Here is a 16,862-nt window from a genome sequence, read left to right on the forward strand (position 1 = left end):
CATCAGGCCTTCGAGCCTTCGATCAAGGAGTCAATGCGTTGCGCTAGCGCATTGAAGTCGGCATGGAATGAATCTCGGGATGAAATGAAATTTTCCAGAACGTCACCAACTGCAGCCAGTTGCCCCTCAGTCAAGGAGAAAACGGGCGTTGCGTGTTCCTGGGAACGAGAGATCAAGCTGTTAAAATCGGCAATCAAAGCCAGATTGAGCCCCGCGTCGATTCCACAGCTCCTGTAGATCTCCGAAGGTAGGAGCAAGCTCTCTGCTTCAAGAGCTGGACGCAACCTTGTCTCTACGGCGAAATCAATCTGATCGATCCAGCGTTGAAACGCCGAGGCTGGGCGTCCCTTACGGGGGCGAAACTTTTGAATTACAGTTCCCAGGACTTTCAGATTAGGTTCAGGGAACGGATATGCTGCATCCCTCAGTACGGGCATCTTGCTAGCCTGATCAGCCCATAGTTTCCAGCGAGGAAGGACTCGCGCCAGCGAGTCAATCGCCATAACTGAAAAGATGTCTGGCGATGTCGGCAGGATCATGTAATCGCTAATTGATACGAGGTTTTGATTGATTGCGCCGAGCCCTGGACTCAAATCGATTAGCACGTAGTCTACGCCGATATGTTCGCCCGTTGCATTGATCAAGAAATTCAAGCTACCTGGGAGGTTTTGAAGCGCCTGAATCGCGGCAGACAATTCTTGTGCGATCCCTAGAGTGACCTCAAGCTCAGCCAGACGCAAGTCTCCGGCCAAGAGGTGAAGGCCGGGGCGTCCAGTAACAGAAACCACCTCAACCGGTTCGATAGATCGGGGCTGCGCCTCAAAAGCCGGAAGCAATCCTGAACGGAGGGTATTTCTTCCTTGTGTCTCATAGAAAAGTTCGAGCTCATCTGCTCCCTGGAACCCCAGCACCATCCCCGTGAGATTGCATTGAGGGTCCGAGTCAACCATTAGGACCTTCTTGCCCTGTTCTGCTAGCATCCACCCTAGATTGAAGACGGTGGTGGTCTTGCTTACTCCGCCTTTGTGGTTGAACAAGGCAATTTTTTCCATTGAACGTATCCTTCACCTCGGATAGAAGAATCCTACCTTATCCCCCAGTCGAAAACGAAGGGCCTGACCTCTCAGCGGCCAAGCCCTTCGTTGTTTCGTAGTCTCGGTCAGGCTGCAAGGACCTGGTGGGTCGGCCCGTGCCGAACCCCGTCCTACGGTTGACGCGCTCGTTTCTGGTGTGTCTTCTCCGTCAGCGCCTGTGGTTGGTGGTCGGGTGCACGGCTTGGCGGTGGTGGGTTGGCGTGCTGGTGGCTTGCGGCTGGTCGACGCTGTACTGCTGAGAGGTGCGCAGAACCGCGCTTCGGGCGCGCTGGTGCTGCTGTTCGGGCGGCGGGGTGCTCCGTGCCGGCGAGTGCCTCCCTGGCGCCTTCGGAGGTGATGAGCGATTCGGGCTTGCTGCCGGTGAGGTGGGCGAGGTGGAGGGTGGCGGCGAGGGCGGGCCATGCGGGGTCGGTGATGACGCGGTCGGCTGCCTCGGGGAGCAGTGTGCGGATGCGGGTCTCCCAGCGGCTGGCGATCCGTGGGTCCGGTGCTTGCGCGGCGATGGCGGCTATGGGCGCGGCGGCGGTTCGCCGGTAGGCGACCTGAAGGTGGGCGAGGGCCTGGCGTGCGGCCTCTTCTTGTTGCTGGTGGTGGCGGGCCCGGTGCCAGCGGGTTATGGCGATCATCGCGATGATGGCGGCGCACAGCAGCCAGGCGAGGGTCTCGTCGGATGCGGGGGCGCGGGTGAGTTGGTAGGCGAGTTCTCGTAGGGCTCGGCCTGCCTGGTAGTCGGCTTCCTGGCGGGCGCGGGTGGCGCGTTCGTAGGCGGCTGCGGCCTGGCGGAGTTCGACGGGCGTGGTCGCGGGTGCGGCTTGGGCGGCGGCGTCGAGGAGGGCGCCGAAGGCGTGGATGTGGTCGGCGGCGGCCTGCTCGTCGGCTTGGCCGAGGACGGTGGGGAGGGTGTGGAGGGCGCGGGCGGCGTGGCGCCAGGGGTCGCCGGGGTGGTAGCCGGTGGTGAAGTGCTGGGCGGCGCGGAGCCGGTTGAGGATCTTGGGGAGGGAGAGGTCGGGGGCGAGCTTGCTGCCGGAGAACCACACCGCCTTGTTCCCGTCGGTGGGTTGGTGGGCGAAGGTGATGCCGCGGATGTCGCCGGAGGGTTTGCGGGCGATGTCGGCCAGCACGCCCCGGTCGGCGAGGTGGGTGACGAGTTCGTCGACGGTGGCGGACGCGGCCAGCGCTTGGCGTACGGCGGTGCGCAGCCGGACGCTTTCTGCTGTGTGTCCTTGGCGGTGGGCCTTGAAGTGTTCGCGGTGGCCGGGGCGTTTGGCGGCGGTGCCGTCGCCGGGTTTGAGGCGGCGCAGGCCGAGGTCGGTTTCGATGCGGTCGACTTCGCGGCGCATGACCTGGATGTACCTGCGGGGCAGGTCGGGGGCACGCCCGTCCTGTCGTACGAGGGTGACCAGGAGGTGGATGTGGTCGTCGGCGTGCCGGACCGCGATCCACCGGCACGCCTGGTCGTCGCCTTCGGGCGCGAGGCGTGCGGCGCGGAGGACGCGGCGCGCGACGCCGGCCCATTCGTCGTCGGTGAGGTGGCGGTCGCCGGGGGCGGCGCGCAGGGGGATGTGCAGGTACTTCACCTCCGGGCGGAGGTGTTCGCGCAGGGCTTTGATCGGCACGTCGAGCCGGGCGGCGAGTTGGCCGACGGTGTGGCGTTCCGGGTGGCGGCCGGGGTCGGGGGCGTAGCCGTTCCAGGAGGCGATCAGGTGCGGGTCGGTGTGTTCGTTGTGGCGGCCTGGTCCGAAGAGGTAGCGGACGGTCTTGTAGGCGAAGTCGCGGACCTCGATGGGCTTGACGATCACTTCGGGTCTCGTACCAGTCGTACGGCGGTGTCTTCCACGGCGTCGACGGCTTGTTCGATGCGGGCCAGGAGGTGCATGTGTGCCTGGTAGAACTCGCCGCCCTGGTGGAGGTAGCGGGTCTCCTGGTTGAGGAGGTTGCCGATGCGGGACAGCTCGGTGGTGGCTTTGCCGAGCTTCTGGATGCCTGCGTGGAAGTCGGCGATGGCGGCGCGCGGGTCGTCGTGGCCGGAGGCCAGCGCGGTCACAAGCGCGGTGAAGGTGCCCGGCGTGCAGTGGTTGGCCTTCGCGGCGGCGGTGAGCGCGGCCCACTCGTCGTCGCCGAACCGCGGGTGTGTGCGGTGCTCGCGCCGCTGGGGCTCGCGCTTGCGCCGCCGTACCCGCTCCGCGAACGACTTCTCCTCCGGCACCCCCGGGCCGGGTGCTGCCGCAGCCTCGTCGGCCGCCTGCCCTGCCCCCTCCGGGGCGGGGTCGGGATAAGGAGTCCTTATCCCCCTACTTGCTCCGCCAACGGCGCTGGGCTGGTTCGGCGTTGGCGCGGGGTTCGGGACGCTGGTGGGCTCGGGGGTGTGCTGGCGCACGTTTATCGCCTCCTCGGGGCGGTGGGTGACGGGGTGGGGCGGTCAGGCTCGCTTGGTTGGTGTGGGGCCCCGCGCTGGCCGGCCTGCGTGGGGACGACCGGGGCCGTCTGGTGGTGGTGTGGGGTCTGGTTGGGTCAGGCGCTGCCGGGGTGGGTGCGGTCGAGTTCGTCTTGCAGGAGGCGGGTGGCTTCGGCGAGGCGGTCTTTGCCGATGGCGTGGCCGTGGGTCCGGATCGCCGTTTCGACGGCTCGGCGTGAGATGCGCCCGTCGCGTCCTCGTGGTGCGGTGCGGCCGATGGCGAGGATCTCGTCCATGGGGGCGCTGGGTTTTCGGCCTTTGGGCTTTCCGGGCATGCCCTGGGCTTCCGCCTTGTCGGCGATGCTTTCCGCCACGTGGCCGTTGGGGTGTGGCGTGGGCTGGTGTCGGCCTCCGGCGTCCGTTTCGGGGGTGAGTTTGCGGGGCGGGGCCGTGGCCTGGTCGTGGCGGATGGCGGTGGTGAGGTGGGCGGTGGGCGAGGCCGGTACGGGGGTGGGGTGGCGGCGGATGACGAGGTAGAGGTGGACGGCTCCGGCGAGGGCGAGCGGAGCGATGGCGGAGAGGGCGCCGACCGTGGGGTTGCCGAGGTGGAGGCCGGTGTGGCGGTGTTGCTGGTTGAGGCGGATGGCGTGGAGGGCGTTGGCCCAGATGCTGGTGGCGGTGGCGGTGATGACGAGGGTCCACACGTACAGCCGGGAGCGCAGGGGCGCGGTGCGCAGGAGGAGCAGGGCACCGACGCCGATGGCGATGAACCCGTCGATCACCAGAGGGAAGGCGTAGGTCAGCGGCTCGCGGACGTGGATGGCGGCGGCCATCTGGCGTAGGGCGTCGTAGGAGAGGACGAAGCCGGTGGCGCCGAGCAGGGCGACGCCCGCGCGGATCGCGGCGGTCGCCGTCAGTGCGGGCGGGGTGGTGCTGGGGGAGGGCATGCGGTGGTACTCCGGGCAGGGGAACCGGCGGGGTGGCGGGTGCGCGGACTCGCCCCACTGGCGGTCCGGCTTCGTCGCGGCCGGGGCGGATAGGGGCGAGGGCGTGAGGGGCGCGCGGGCGCGGGGCGTGCTACGAGGCGCTCGGGTGGCGTCTGCGGTCGGGGCCGGTGAGGACGACGCGTTCGGTCATCTCCGCGAGGCGGGAGGCGACGCGGTCGCCGAGGGCGGTGCGCAGGTCGCGGGTGGGGAGGTTGGTGGTCAGGACGGTGGGGAGCAGGTGCTCGTAGCGGGAGTTGATGAGCCGGTAGGTCAGCTCCTCGGTCCACTCGCTGGCCTTCGCGGCTCCGAGGTCGTCGATGAGCAGGAGGGGGCAGCGGGCGAGGTCGCGCAGGTGGCGTTCGCTGTCGTGGCCGGGGCGGGGCCGGTGGGCGGCGTAGAGGTCGGCGGCCGTGGTCATCTGCCAGCGCAGACGGACTCCGGCGTGGAGGAGGCCGCGTACGGCGCCGTACGCCTGGTGCGTCTTGCCGACGCCGGTCGGTCCGGCGATCAGCAGCGAGGGGCCGGTGGCGATGCCTGGGGCGCCGCTTGGACCCGGCCTGGCGGCGAGGACGACCTGCTGGATCCAGGTGGTGACCTGGGGGTGGTCGGGCTGTGCGTGGCGGTAGCGCGGTGGGATCCGGCGTTCGGCCAGCTCCAGCGGGGTGGGTTGGCGCTCGGGGTCCGTAGCGGTGCCGGGGTCCGGGACGGTGCTGTCGGGGGTGAGGACGGCGCTGTCGGGGGTGAGGCTGCGGGCGGTGAGCAGGTCCGCCATGCGTCGGCGCAGGGCGTCGGCGGCGTGCTGGGGGTCGCGAGCGCCGTGCGGGCGCGGATGCGGGCGGCGGGTCACAGGGCGCCCCCGTACGCGTCCTGGATGTCGGCGGGGTTGGTCCACGCCTGGTGCCACGTCGCGGAGGGCGGCGGGTCACCGGGGCGGTCGGCGTTCATCGCCTCGTTGACCACGCTGGGCAGGACGACGGGGTCCAGGCCCTTGGTGCGCAGCCGTTCGAGCCCGGCGCGGAGGTGGTCGGGGTGAATGCCTTCGCCGAGAAGGGCCTTGATCTCCTTGCCGAGGCGGGCGAGGTGCCGCTGCGGGGGCCGGTTGCGGCAGGCGGTTACGTACTCGGCGACCAGGTCCGGTGCGGTGGGGGACGGCGTGATGGGGTTCGGCGCGGGGGCGCTGGCGTCCCCCGTAAGGACTGATCCAGGATCCACGATCCTAGATCCAGACGGTGACGCCTCACGGATGCCGCCGTGAGGGCTCAGTGAGTCCTCGTCGTCAGCCCTGTGACCTGCGGGTTCTCCGTAGGGGCTGTTGCAGGGGAAGTCGGTGGGCGCCTGCGCGTCGAATCGCGGGAGCTTGGTCTGGTGCGGTCGGGTGGTGCCGGTCGGAGGCTGGGTGCGGTGGGTGTTTGAGGGCTCGGTGAGTCCTCCGTGAGTGTCGGCCGGTGCGCCGTGGTGGGGGCAGGAGGGGAGGCGGGAGGCACTGGGGCGGTTGATCTTCTGGTGTAGGTGCCAGTTGACCAGGTGGAGGTAGCGTTTGCCGTCCGCAGCGGTGTAGCGGCAGATCAGGCCGGTGTCGGCGAGCTGCTGGAGGTCGTCTTCGACGTGGACGGCAGTGTGCTCCGGACGCAGGGGCCACAGGGCTCCGGCGATGACGGCGGCGTTGTCGCGGTGGCGGCCTTCGTCGTCGGCCTGAGTGAGCAGGCCGGTGAAGGTGCGCTCGGCGGTCAGGGACACCGAGGCCAGGGTCTCGGAGATGAACATCTCCGGCTTGACGGTGCGGATGCGCGCCACGGTCACCGCCCGGCCGTCGGCGCCGGATGGCGCGGGGGGCGTGCGGTGTGGGTGTGGGGCGTCGTAGTCTGACGCAAGGAGACTCCTCACCCGGCCGTGCTTTGGGGGCGGCAACCCCCGTGTGGCCGGTGGTGATCGTTCAGGGATGGGCGGTTATGGGGTGCTTCTGCTTGGGCCCTCGGTGTTCGCAGCACCGGGGGCTTTTTCGTTTCTCCAGGGCCGACCCGGGTAGGGCGGGCCGACGTCCATCATGCCACATACCTTGCCGATCGCAGGAGTGTCTTGCCAACCGCAGAACGCGTGGTACGGTTTCACCCGTCCCTGCGTATAGCAGGGGGCTGCTGCGTAAGGAAGGAGGTCGAACGATGGAGGACGACGCCCCGGGGGAGGAGTCGGCGCCGCTCAGCGGCGAGGAGAACCTGGCCATCCGGATCAAGCTGGAACGCGAGTCCCGGGGCTGGGGCACCAACGCCGTCTCCGATCGGCTGAACGCGGCCGGGTACGAGATGAACCCCTCCGCCGTGTGGCGCATCGAGAATCGCAAGCGGCGGGTCAACCTCGACGAGGCCATCGGCTTCGCCGAGATCTTCGGGCTCTCCCTGGAGAACCTCGTCGGCCCGCCGAAGCTGGCCGCCCACGCCCGCGCCATGGAACTGGTGGAGTACGTCCGCCGCGCCTACCGCGAGGTCCACCGCGCCAATCTCGCCTTCACCCAGGCCCGCGACGCCCTGGACGCCTACCTCCAGCAGCACCCCGACATCCGCGACGAGGTCGACGCCGCCGTCTCCCACGCCATCGCCGAGGAGACCACCCGCCTGCCGCAGCCCCACGAACTCCACCACCCGGGCACCCCGCCAGGCGGCGACGACCCCAGACCCGAGCCCGGCACATAACCCGCCCCGCCCCGCCCGGTGCGCTGCGAACGCCCGGGCCCCCGGCGATCGGCTCTAACCCCTTTGCAATCCGCCCATCCCTGAACCATCACCACCGCCGCGAGCCGGGGTTGCCGCCCCGCACGCGCGCGGTCGAGGAGAACGCCTTGCCTCACCACCCCCTGCCCGCCCCCACCCACACCGCCCAGTCGCTGGACATACCCCAAGGCGCCCACCGCCCTCCGACCGCCGAACGGCACGACGGCCACGGCGACCCCACCCTCGTCGCCCTCACCGTGGAGGAAGCCGCCCGCCGCCTCGGCATCGGCCGGACGACGATGTACGCCCTCGTCTCCTCCGGCCAGATCCGGTCCGTCAAGATCGGCCGCCTGCGCCGCATACCCGCCCAAGCACTCACCGAGTACCTGACCGCCCAAGCGGGAGTCGCCCGCTCCGATGTCACGCTCGCGGCCTGAAGGGGGTTGTCATGGCGAAGTCCCGACAGCCCAACGGCGCCTCCTCGATCTTCCTCGGCAAGGACGGGTACTGGCACGGCTACGTCACCGTCGGCGTCAAGGACAACGGCAGGCCCGACCGCCGTCACGTCATGCGCAAGACCCGCGCCGACGTGACCAAGGCTGTCCGCGAGCTGGAGCGGCAGCGCGACTCCGGCGGCGTACGCAAGGCCGGACAGGTCTGGACGGTCGAATCGTGGCTGACCCACTGGGTCGAGAACATCGCCGCGCCGCACGTCTCGGAGAACACCATCGACGGCTACCGCGTGGCGGTTTACCACCATCTGATCCCCGGTCTCGGCGCGCACCGCCTGGAGAAGCTGGAGCCCGAGCACCTGGAGCGCTTCTACCAGAAGATGCGGGAGGGCGGCAGTGCCGCCGGGACCGCGCACCAGGTCCACCGCACCGTACGCGCCGCGCTCAACGAAGCCGTGCGTCGACGGCACCTCACCCTGAACCCGGCCACGATCGCCAAGGCCCCGCGCCTGGAAGAGGAGGAGGTCGAGCCCTACACGGTCGAGGAGGTGCAGCGCCTCCTGGAGGAGGCCGGCAAGCGGCGGCACGCGGCGCGCTGGGTCATCGCCCTGGCCCTGGGGCTGCGGCAGGGCGAGGTCCTCGGGCTGAAGTGGGCGGACGTCGACTTCGAGCTCGGAGTCCTCGTCGTCCATCGCGGGCGGCTGCGGCCCCGGTACAAGCACGGCTGCGGCGGACGGTGCGGGCGCAAGCCCGGCTACTGCCCCGAGAAGATCAACACCCGCCGGGAGACCAAGGACACCAAGTCCCGGGCGGGCCGTCGGCCCATCGGCGTGCCCGACCCGCTGCTCAAGCTGCTCGCCGAGCACCGGGCCGAGCAGGAGCGGGAGCGGCGGATCGCGGGGGACCTCTGGGTGGAGAAGGGCTACGTCTTCACCTCGCCCACGGGCGAGCCGCTGAATCCGAACACCGACCACCACCGTTGGAAGGACCTGCTCAAGGCGGCGGGCGTGCGCGAGGGCCGTCTGCACGACGCGCGGCACACGGCCGGTACGGTCCTGCTCATCCTCGGCGTTCCGGACACGGTCGTCGACGCGATCATGGGCTGGGAGCCGGGGAAGTCCGCCCGCATGCGCCGCCGCTACCAGCACCTGACCGGACGCGTGCTCCGGGACACGGCCGACAAGGTCGGCGGCCTGCTGTGGGCCGCGGAGGGCGAGCCGCCCGCCGCCTGAGCGCGGTAATGCAACTGGAACTGCAACTACGAGACGACGAAGGCCCCGGCCGGGTTACCGGTCGGGGCCATCGTTTGCCCTGGTCAGGCAGGGTGCGGAGGATACGAGATTCGAACTCGTGAGGGGTTGCCCCCAACACGCTTTCCAAGCGTGCGCCCTAGGCCACTAGGCGAATCCTCCGCCGGAAACAATACAAGACCCGGAGCGGTGCTCGCGAACTCGTTCCCCGCCGTCTCGATCCGCTAGGGTGGGGGGCAGCCCCTCACGTGGCGTTATCCCACCGAACTCCCCCAGGGCCGGAAGGCAGCAAGGGTAAGTGGGCTCTGGCGGGTGCGTGAGGGGTCCTTGCGTGGGGCGGTCGAGCGGGCTTGTGGGGTGGGGCGCGGGACGGGGACGGATGTCAGTGGGCCCCGATATCGTCGTACGCGTGTCGTCCCTCGCGCTGTACCGCCGCTACCGCCCGGAGACCTTCGCCGAGGTCATCGGGCAGGAGCACGTCACCGGGCCGTTGCAGCAGGCGCTGCGCAACAACCGGGTCAACCACGCGTACCTCTTCAGCGGGCCGCGCGGCTGCGGCAAGACGACCAGTGCCCGGATCCTCGCCCGCTGTCTGAACTGCGAGCAGGGGCCGACCCCGGCGCCCTGCGGGGAGTGCCAGTCCTGTCAGGACCTCGCGCGGAACGGGCCGGGGTCGATCGACGTCATCGAGATCGACGCCGCGTCCCACGGTGGTGTGGACGACGCGCGTGACCTGCGGGAGAAGGCGTTCTTCGGGCCGGCGTCCAGCCGGTACAAGATCTACATCATCGACGAGGCGCACATGGTCACCTCGGCGGGGTTCAACGCCCTGCTGAAGGTGGTGGAGGAGCCGCCCGAGCACCTGAAGTTCATCTTCGCGACCACCGAGCCGGAGAAGGTCATCGGCACGATTCGGTCGCGTACGCACCACTACCCCTTCCGCCTGGTGCCGCCCGGGACGCTCCGCGACTACCTGGCCGAGGTGTGCGGCCGCGAGGCCATCCCGGTGGAGGACGGGGTGCTGCCGCTGGTGGTGCGGGCCGGGGCCGGGTCGGTGCGGGACTCGATGTCGGTCATGGACCAGCTCCTCGCGGGGTCGGGCGAGGAGGGCGTGACGTACGCCATGGCGACCTCCCTCCTCGGGTATACGGACGGCGCGCTGCTCGCCGACGTGGTCGACGCCTTCTCGGGGGGCGACGGGGCGCGGGCCTTCGAGGTCGTCGACCGGGTCATCGAGGGCGGCAACGACCCGCGGCGGTTCGCCGCCGACCTGCTGGAGCGGCTGCGCGACCTGGTGATCCTCGCGGCCGTCCCGGACGCGGTCGACAAGGGGCTGCTCGACGCGCCGTCCGACGTCATCGAGCGGATGCAGCAGCAGGCGGCCGTCCTCGGGCCCGCCGCGCTGAGCCGCGCCGCCGACATCGTCAACCAGGGGCTGACCGAGATGCGCGGTGCCACCTCGCCGCGCCTCCAGTTGGAGCTGATCTGCGCGCGCGTGCTGCTGCCCGCCGCCTTCGACGACGTGCTGTCGGTGCAGGTGCGTCTGGAGAGGCTGGAGCGGGGGATGCTCGCGCATGGTGCCGGTGGTCCGGTGCCGGGGCCGTCCGTCGGGTACGTGCCGGGGCCCGACGCCCACGCCCCGACCCTGGGGCTCGCCGGTCCTGCCGCCGCCCCCACCGCGGTGTCCGGGGCCGGTCCGGCCGCCGGTGCGCTGCCTCCCGGGGTCGGCTCGTCCGGGGGCGAGGGGGCGGGGGAGGCGGGTTCGCCAGGGGGGGGCGTCTCCGTTTCCGGGGGCGGGGCCGCCTCCGTCGGTGAGGGTTCTGAGGGTGGGGTGCCGGGAGGGTGGCCCACGGGGGCGCGGGTGGCTTCCGCGGGCGGTGGGTCGGGTGGGTCCGGTGGGTCTGTTGGGTCGGGTGGGGCTGGGGGCTCCGGTGGGTCTGTTGGGTCTGGGGGGTCTGGGGGTTCCGGCGGTGGTGCCTCCGGTCCTGCGGGCTCTGCGGGTCGGCCGCAGCCCGGGGCCTGGCCCACCGCCGCCGTGCCCGGTTCCGGGACGCGCGCGGGTGCGGGCGCTCCGGGGTCCGGGGGGGCCGCCGGGGGCGGGAGCGGTGCCGAGGGAGCTTCCGCGGGGGCCTCTTCGCCAGGGGGTTCCTCGTACGGGGGCGGGGGCGGGGGCGGCGGGGGAGCGGGGTCCTCGCCTGCTGGCGGTGCCGCCGGTGCCGCGCAGGTGCGTCAGCTGTGGCCGAACGTCCTCGAAGCGGTCAAGAGCCGTCGCCGCTTCACCTGGATCCTGCTCAGCCAGAACGCCACGGTCATCGGTTTCGACGGCTCCACCCTCCAACTGGGCTTCTCCAACGTCGGCGCGCGTGACCGCTTCGTCAACGGCGGTAGTGAGGACGTGCTGCGCGAGGCCCTTGGCGAGGCGTTCGGCGTCCAGTGGCGGATCGAGGCGGTCGTCGATCCCTCCGGCGGGCAGTCGGGCGGGCTGGCAGGGGGGTATTCGGGTGGGCCCCAGCCTCCTGGGGGCCCTGGGGGCTTCGGATCCCCTGGGGGGTTCGGGTCCTCCGGGGGCTTCGGCGGTGGGGGCGGTGGGGCGGCTGGTGGGTCCGGCGGGGGTTCCGGGGGGTTCGGCGGCGGCTCCGGGGGTGGGGGGGGCGGCTCTTCCGGCGGGGGCGGGTTCGCGGCTGTCGGCCCGGGGAGCGGCGGGGTCCGGCAGGAGGCGCCCGCCCCGCCCGTCCCGGCCGCTTCGCCGTCCGTACCCTCACCCGCGCCGTCCCCCGACACCGCGCCGTCGGCCAGGGCCGCCGTGGTCGCCGCCGCCCCGCCTGAGCCGCCGACCGTCGCTCCCGAGGACGACATCCCGGACGAGGACGACCCGGACCTCGAAGACAGCGCCCTGAGCGGGTACGACCTCATCGTGCGCGAACTCGGCGCCACCGTTGTCGAGGAGATCGCCCACGAGTGATCGCCTACGAGTGATCGCTCACGGGGGCGTACGGGGTTCCGGTTCGTTCCGGGTGGGCCGGAGGGTCGGCTGCTTCCGGTGGGTCCGTTCCGGGTGCGGCGCCCTTCCGTCCGCCCGGCCCGTAGGGGCCCGTACGCCCCTCCTCCTTCGTGCGGCGTAGGGCGCGGCGGCGTGCGAGCACGTAGGCTCGGGCTACCCGAGAAGTTACGTCCGTCGACAGCCAGGAGCGAACTCGTGATGCCCGGTGGCGGCCAGCCCAACATGCAGCAACTGCTCCAGCAGGCCCAGAGGATGCAGCAGGATCTCGCCGCGGCCCAGCAGGATCTCGCCGAGGCGTCCGTCGAGGGGTCCGCGGGCGGCGGTCTGGTCACGGCGACCGTGTCCGGCACCGGCGAGCTGCGCGGTCTGGTGATCGATCCCAGAGCCGTGGACCCCGAGGACGCCGAGACCCTCGCCGACCTCGTGCTCGCCGCCGTACGGGACGCCACCGGCGCCGCGCAGGAGCTTCAGCAGGAGAAGCTCGGACCGCTCGCCCAGGGCATCGGCGGGCTGCCCGGCCTGCCCTTCTGATCCTCACCCACGACTCCGCACCGGCGCCGCACCGGCGGACAACCGTTTCAGCGCGCGACAGGCGCGGGATTGGACGCAGACGTGTACGAGGGTGTGGTCCAGGACCTCATCGACGAACTGGGCAGGCTGCCCGGCGTCGGCCCCAAGAGCGCGCAGCGGATCGCCTTCCACATCCTCCAGGCCGAGCCCGCCGACGTGCGCCGCCTCGCGCACGCGCTGACCGAGGTCAAGGCCAGGGTGCGGTTCTGCGCGGTGTGCGGGAACGTCGCCGAGGCCGAGCAGTGCCGGGTGTGCCAGGACCCGCGCCGCGACCCGACCGTCATCTGCGTGGTGGAGGAGCCCAAGGACGTGGTCGCGGTCGAGCGGACCCGCGAGTTCCGTGGCCGCTACCACGTGCTGGGCGGGGCGATCAGCCCCATCGAGGGCGTCGGCCCGGACGACCTGCGGATCCGGGAGCTGCTGGCCCGGCTCGCGGACGGCACGGTTACCGAGCTGATCCTGGCCACCGATCCCAACCTGGAGGGCGAGGCCACCGCCACCTACCTCGCGCGCATGGTCAAGCCGATGGGTTTGAAAGTGACGCGCCTGGCCAGCGGTCTACCCGTGGGGGGAGACCTTGAGTACGCCGACGAGGTCACGCTGGGACGTGCCTTCGAAGGGAGAAGACTTCTCGATGTCTGACGCAACGCTGCACGACGCCCACCGGGATCCCGACGACTTCGCGGTTCAGATCGCCGACCAGATCGAGAGTTTCATCGTCGCCGTGGCCGAGGTCGCCAAGGGCGACGAGCCGGACAGCGCGGTGCCGTTCCTGCTTCTGGAGGTCTCCCAGCTCCTTCTCGCCGGTGGGCGCCTGGGCGCGCACGAGGACATCGTGCCCGACGAGCGGTACGAGCCGGATGTGGGCCCCGAGCCGGACGTGGACGAGCTGCGCGAGCGCTTCGCCGTGCTCCTCGACCCGGTCGACGTGTACTCGGAGGTCTTCGACCCGTACGTCGCGCGCAGCTCGACCGTGGCCTGCCGGATCTCCGACGACCTGGCCGACATCGTCACCGACCTGCGGCACGGCATGGCCCACTACCGCGAGGGCCGGGTCTCCGAGGCGCTGTGGTGGTGGCAGTTCTCGTACCTGTCCAACTGGGGGCCGACCGCCTCCGCCGCCCTGCGCGCGCTGCAGTCGCTCGTCGCGCACGTACGCCTCGACAGCCCGCTGGACGAGCTGGACGGCTTCGACACGGACAGCGACGCCGACGGCGACGAGGAGCTGGCGGAGCAGGCCGGGAAGGTGATGGCGGCGGAGATCGCGGCGCCGCTGGGGCTGCGGGCCGCCTCGCAGCCGTGACGCCGCCGCCCCGGGGGCGCGCCTCGGCGCGGTCCGGGGCGGGGTGAGGTGCCGGGCGGGGTGAGGTTTCTGGGCCGGGGTCCGGTCCGGCGGTGAGCCGGGCCGGACCCCGGCCGCGTCGTGTGTGTGGCGGCGGGGCTGTCGTACGGGCCCGCGGGGGCTGCGCGGGGGTCTCGGGGTCCCCGGGGTCCTGAGGGGCGCCCGGGGGCGTCGTACGGTCGTACGAGGGCGCCAGGGGCGCCGTACGGGGGCGTGCGGTCGCGTGGACGGGCGCGCACGCCGGCGTACGGCACCTGGTTCAGCGGGTGCCAGGGCTCGTGTCCGGGCGTCCTGGGCCCGGACGCCGCCCGGTCGGGCCGGCGGTTCCGGCCGGTTTTCCGGCTGCCCCGGCCGGTCCCCGGGCCGGTCCCGACCGGTCTGATCGTCACTGTGATGTGACTTACGTTCCTCCTTCCGTGTGCAGCTGCCTTCCGGCGGGAAGGACTGGTCGCTGGACGGGATGGGGCCGCGAGCTGGGCCGATCACGTGGTGAGTGTCATATCTCGCTATGTGATATTGGGAGGCCGGATTCCGGTAGCTCGTTAAACTGAGCCGACCGCATGACGACCGCATTTACTCAAGCTGCGAGGAGCGCACGTGGGCCTTATCGTGCAGAAGTACGGAGGCTCATCCGTTGCCGATGCCGACGGCATCAAGCGGGTCGCCAAGCGCATCGTGGAAGCCAAGATGGACGGCCACCAGGTGGTGGTCGTGGTGTCCGCGATGGGCGACACGACGGACGAGTTGATCGATCTCGCGGAGCAGGTCTCCCCGATTCCGGCCGGCCGCGAGTTCGACATGCTGCTGACCGCCGGGGAGCGGATCTCCATGGCGCTGCTGGCGATGGCGATCAAAAACCTCGGGCACGAAGCGCTGTCGTTCACCGGCAGCCAGGCGGGCGTCATCACCGACGCGGTGCACAACCGGGCACGGATCATCGACGTCACGCCGGGCCGTATCCGCGACGCGCTCGCGCAGGACGCCATCGCGATCGTGGCGGGGTTCCAGGGCGTCTCGCAGACGAGCAAGGACATCACCACCCTGGGCCGGGGCGGGTCGGACACCACGGCGGTGGCGCTGGCCGCGGCGCTCGAAGCGCAGGTGTGTGAGATCTACACCGACGTCGACGGCGTGTTCACCGCGGATCCGCGCGTGGTGAAGAAGGCCCGGAAGATAGCGGACATCGCCTACGAGGACATGCTCGAACTGGCGGCGAGCGGGTCGAAGGTGCTCCACCTGCGGTGCGTGGAGTACGCACGCCGTTACAACATTCCCATCCACGTCCGGTCGTCCTTCTCCGGACACGAGGGCACCTGGGTGCGCAGCAAGCCGGACGTCGCGGCGGAAGGAGAAGAGGGCATGGAACAGGCGATCATCTCCGGAGTGGCGCACGACACATCCCAGGCGAAGATCACGGTGGTCGGGGTGCCGGACAAGCCGGGTGAGGCGGCCGTCATCTTCCGCGCGGTCTCGGACGCCGAGATCAATATCGACATGGTGGTGCAGAACGTCTCGGCCGCGTCCACCGGCCTGACGGACATCTCCTTCACGCTGCCGATGAGCGACGGCCACCGGGCGATGGAGGCGCTGACCAAGGCCCAGCCGCTGATCGGTTTCGACTCGCTGCGGTACGACGACCAGATCGCCAAGATCTCACTGGTGGGCGCCGGCATGCGGACGAATCCCGGCGTCACCGCGGCGTTCTTCGAGGCGCTGTCGAACGCCGGCGTCAACATCGAGTTGATTTCCACCTCCGAAATCCGTATTTCCGTGGTGACGCGGGTGGACCAGGTCACCGAGGCGATCCGCGCCGTGCACACCACCTTCGGCCTGGACAGCGACAGCGTCGAGGCCGTGGTGTACGGGGGCACGGGGCGCTGAGCGGGCGGCGACAGGCCCGGGCCGACCGGTCCGGGCCTGTCTTTTTGGGTTGATGGCCCGATTTGTTGGGATTGGGGTGAGTGAGGTGAATTGTGGCTTGTTTTTCTGATTTCGGGTGGTGAATGCCTGTTCTGTCGTGAGGATTTTGTGACCGGCGGCCCGGCGTGGGTTGCTTGAAAGGGACCGGTGGTTCGTTCGAGGATGCGCTGTGATCCGATGCAACCGGCGGGCGGGAAGGGTGCGTCTTCGTAGCCGCCCCCAAGGGCACTGCGGATTTTCGGGGTAAAGGGGAGATTGGGTGCGCATGGGGCGATTCACCGCTTTGCGGATAGCCATGCCGCACGCGTACAACCCTGGCGGGGGGGAGCGTGTCCAACAGGCGTGGCAGAGGTACTCGGCATGGTGGCAGCCCCTGGGCGAGGCGGCACGGCAGTGCGCCCGCAGCGTCCCCGTTCGGCGGGCGGCCTGCCGGTGACCGCGCCGTGGCCCGCCACGCGGGCCGCGCGCGTCCCTCCCCAGCGCGGGGAGGCTGAAGGCGCGATGGCGGTGGGCACCACAGTCGACCACCTCACCGAGACCTACCGCGCCCACTACCGGTCGCTGCTCGGCCTCGCCGCTCTGCTGCTGGACGACACCGCGTCCTGCGAGGACGTGGTGCAGGAGGCGTTCATCCGCGTGCACTCGGCCCGCGGCCGGGTCCGGGACCCCGAGAAGACCCTCGCCTACCTGCGGCAGACGGTCGTCAACCTCTCCCGCTCCGCGCTGCGCCGCCGCATCCTCGGGCTGAAGCTGCTGTCCAAGCCGATGCCCGACATGGCCAGCGCGGAGGAGGGCGCGTACGAGCAGCTGGAGCGCGACCAGCTGATCAGGGCCATGCGGGGGCTCCAGCGCCGCCAGCGCGAGGTCCTGGTGCTGCGGTACTTCGCCGACATGACCGAGGCCCAGGTCGCCGAAGCGCTGGGCATATCGCTGGGCTCGGTCAAGGCGTACGGGTCGCGGGGCATCGCCGCGCTGCGCGTCGCCATGGGGGCGCCGGCATGAAGCACGAGAGGAACGCGCCGGGCGTCGGCGATCCCGGGCGGCCGGAGGGCCGCGAGATCGACGGGCCCGGCGAACTGGGTGGCATTACGGACATGTCGGATAAGTCGAACTTTGCGGGTGGGGACAACCGAGACCTCGGGGACTC

15 protein-coding genes, 1 tRNA gene and 1 other RNA gene are annotated in these 16,862 nt (G+C 70.6%); 10 read left to right on the forward strand and 7 right to left on the reverse strand.

Annotated elements, in window-relative coordinates:
* Nucleotides 1–2: 2 nt before the first annotated feature.
* The 6 genes from RKE29_RS03905 to RKE29_RS03930 form a co-directional block, all read right to left on the reverse strand.
* A complete protein-coding gene (locus tag RKE29_RS03905) occupies nt 3–1,052 on the reverse strand; it encodes an AAA family ATPase (RefSeq protein ID WP_312003587.1) in 1,050 nt (349 codons plus the stop codon).
* Between the two features lie 152 nt (nt 1,053–1,204).
* Nucleotides 1,205–2,893 carry a mobilization protein gene (locus RKE29_RS03910; protein ID WP_312003588.1) on the reverse strand — a complete coding sequence of 563 codons (1,689 nt, stop codon included), beginning with the start codon at nt 2,891–2,893 and terminating at the stop codon, nt 1,205–1,207.
* Nucleotides 2,890–3,300, reverse strand: a complete 411-nt coding sequence (locus RKE29_RS03915; RefSeq protein ID WP_312003589.1) for a hypothetical protein — start codon at nt 3,298–3,300, stop codon at nt 2,890–2,892. Before RKE29_RS03915 ends, RKE29_RS03910 begins: the two co-directional genes overlap by 4 nt.
* A 305-nt stretch (nt 3,301–3,605) precedes the next feature.
* Nucleotides 3,606–4,436 (reverse strand): DUF2637 domain-containing protein, encoded by an 831-nt coding sequence (locus tag RKE29_RS03920; RefSeq protein WP_312003590.1) that lies wholly within the window; start codon nt 4,434–4,436, stop codon nt 3,606–3,608.
* 130 nt (nt 4,437–4,566) lie between these two features.
* A complete protein-coding gene (locus RKE29_RS03925; RefSeq protein WP_312003607.1) occupies nt 4,567–5,247 on the reverse strand; it encodes an ATP-binding protein in 681 nt (226 codons plus the stop codon).
* Nucleotides 5,248–5,318: 71 nt separating this feature from the next.
* Complete coding sequence (locus RKE29_RS03930) at nt 5,319–6,269, reverse strand: hypothetical protein (RefSeq protein ID WP_312003608.1); 951 nt, start codon at nt 6,267–6,269, stop codon at nt 5,319–5,321.
* Nucleotides 6,270–6,634: 365 nt separating this feature from the next.
* On the opposite strand from RKE29_RS03930, the gene RKE29_RS03935 reads away from it, so the two are divergent.
* The 3 genes from RKE29_RS03935 to RKE29_RS03945 all read left to right on the forward strand — a co-directional run bounded on the left by RKE29_RS03935 (nt 6,635) and on the right by RKE29_RS03945 (nt 8,864).
* A complete protein-coding gene (locus tag RKE29_RS03935; RefSeq protein ID WP_312003591.1) occupies nt 6,635–7,162 on the forward strand; it encodes a helix-turn-helix transcriptional regulator in 528 nt (175 codons plus the stop codon).
* Nucleotides 7,163–7,308: 146 nt separating this feature from the next.
* Entirely contained in the window at nt 7,309–7,617 is a 309-nt protein-coding gene (locus tag RKE29_RS03940; protein ID WP_312003592.1) for a helix-turn-helix domain-containing protein, read from the forward strand.
* Nucleotides 7,618–7,628: 11 nt separating this feature from the next.
* Nucleotides 7,629–8,864, forward strand: a complete 1,236-nt coding sequence (locus tag RKE29_RS03945) for a site-specific integrase (RefSeq protein WP_312003593.1) — start codon at nt 7,629–7,631, stop codon at nt 8,862–8,864.
* A gap of 95 nt (nt 8,865–8,959) precedes the next feature.
* On the opposite strand, the gene RKE29_RS03950 is transcribed toward RKE29_RS03945, so the two are convergent.
* Nucleotides 8,960–9,044 (reverse strand) — tRNA-Ser (locus tag RKE29_RS03950).
* 76 nt (nt 9,045–9,120) lie between these two features.
* Between RKE29_RS03950 and ffs the strand changes: the two genes are divergently transcribed.
* The 7 genes from ffs to RKE29_RS03985 all read left to right on the forward strand — a co-directional run bounded on the left by ffs (nt 9,121) and on the right by RKE29_RS03985 (nt 16,717).
* An RNA gene (gene ffs, locus RKE29_RS03955) (signal recognition particle sRNA small type) lies at nt 9,121–9,211 on the forward strand.
* A gap of 80 nt (nt 9,212–9,291) precedes the next feature.
* The gene (locus RKE29_RS03960) at nt 9,292–11,844 is read left to right on the forward strand and encodes a DNA polymerase III subunit gamma and tau (RefSeq protein WP_312003594.1); all 2,553 of its coding nucleotides are present in this window, start codon (nt 9,292–9,294) and stop codon (nt 11,842–11,844) included.
* Between the two features lie 234 nt (nt 11,845–12,078).
* A complete protein-coding gene (locus RKE29_RS03965) occupies nt 12,079–12,414 on the forward strand; it encodes a YbaB/EbfC family nucleoid-associated protein (protein ID WP_312003595.1) in 336 nt (111 codons plus the stop codon).
* Between the two features lie 81 nt (nt 12,415–12,495).
* Entirely contained in the window at nt 12,496–13,095 is a 600-nt protein-coding gene (gene recR, locus RKE29_RS03970; RefSeq protein WP_312003609.1) for a recombination mediator RecR, read from the forward strand.
* Entirely contained in the window at nt 13,088–13,756 is a 669-nt protein-coding gene (locus tag RKE29_RS03975) for a DUF5063 domain-containing protein (protein WP_312003596.1), read from the forward strand. Before recR ends, RKE29_RS03975 begins: the two co-directional genes overlap by 8 nt.
* Nucleotides 13,757–14,392: 636 nt before the next feature.
* On the forward strand, nt 14,393–15,676 hold the full coding sequence (locus RKE29_RS03980; protein ID WP_312003597.1) for an aspartate kinase: 1,284 nt from the start codon (nt 14,393–14,395) through the stop codon (nt 15,674–15,676).
* Between the two features lie 399 nt (nt 15,677–16,075).
* Complete coding sequence (locus tag RKE29_RS03985; RefSeq protein WP_312003598.1) at nt 16,076–16,717, forward strand: SigE family RNA polymerase sigma factor; 642 nt, start codon at nt 16,076–16,078, stop codon at nt 16,715–16,717.
* Nucleotides 16,718–16,862: the final 145 nt, after the last annotated feature.

This window comes from Streptomyces sp. B1866 (genome assembly GCF_031932565.1).
Lineage (GTDB): Bacteria > Actinomycetota > Actinomycetes > Streptomycetales > Streptomycetaceae > Streptomyces.

Excerpts from the sequence above, each read along its gene's own strand:
- RKE29_RS03905 (WP_312003587.1), bottom strand. The coding sequence starts at position 1,052 with ATGGAAAAAATTGCCTTGTTCAACCACAAAGGCGGAGTAAGCAAGACC.
- RKE29_RS03920 (WP_312003590.1), bottom strand. The coding sequence starts at position 4,436 with ATGCCCTCCCCCAGCACCACCCCGCCCGCACTGACGGCGACCGCCGCG.
- RKE29_RS03925 (WP_312003607.1), bottom strand. The coding sequence starts at position 5,247 with ATGGCGGACCTGCTCACCGCCCGCAGCCTCACCCCCGACAGCGCCGTC.
- RKE29_RS03935 (WP_312003591.1), top strand. The coding sequence starts at position 6,635 with ATGGAGGACGACGCCCCGGGGGAGGAGTCGGCGCCGCTCAGCGGCGAG.
- RKE29_RS03945 (WP_312003593.1), top strand. The coding sequence starts at position 7,629 with ATGGCGAAGTCCCGACAGCCCAACGGCGCCTCCTCGATCTTCCTCGGC.
- RKE29_RS03975 (WP_312003596.1), top strand. The coding sequence starts at position 13,088 with ATGTCTGACGCAACGCTGCACGACGCCCACCGGGATCCCGACGACTTC.
- RKE29_RS03985 (WP_312003598.1), top strand. The coding sequence starts at position 16,076 with ATGGTGGCAGCCCCTGGGCGAGGCGGCACGGCAGTGCGCCCGCAGCGT.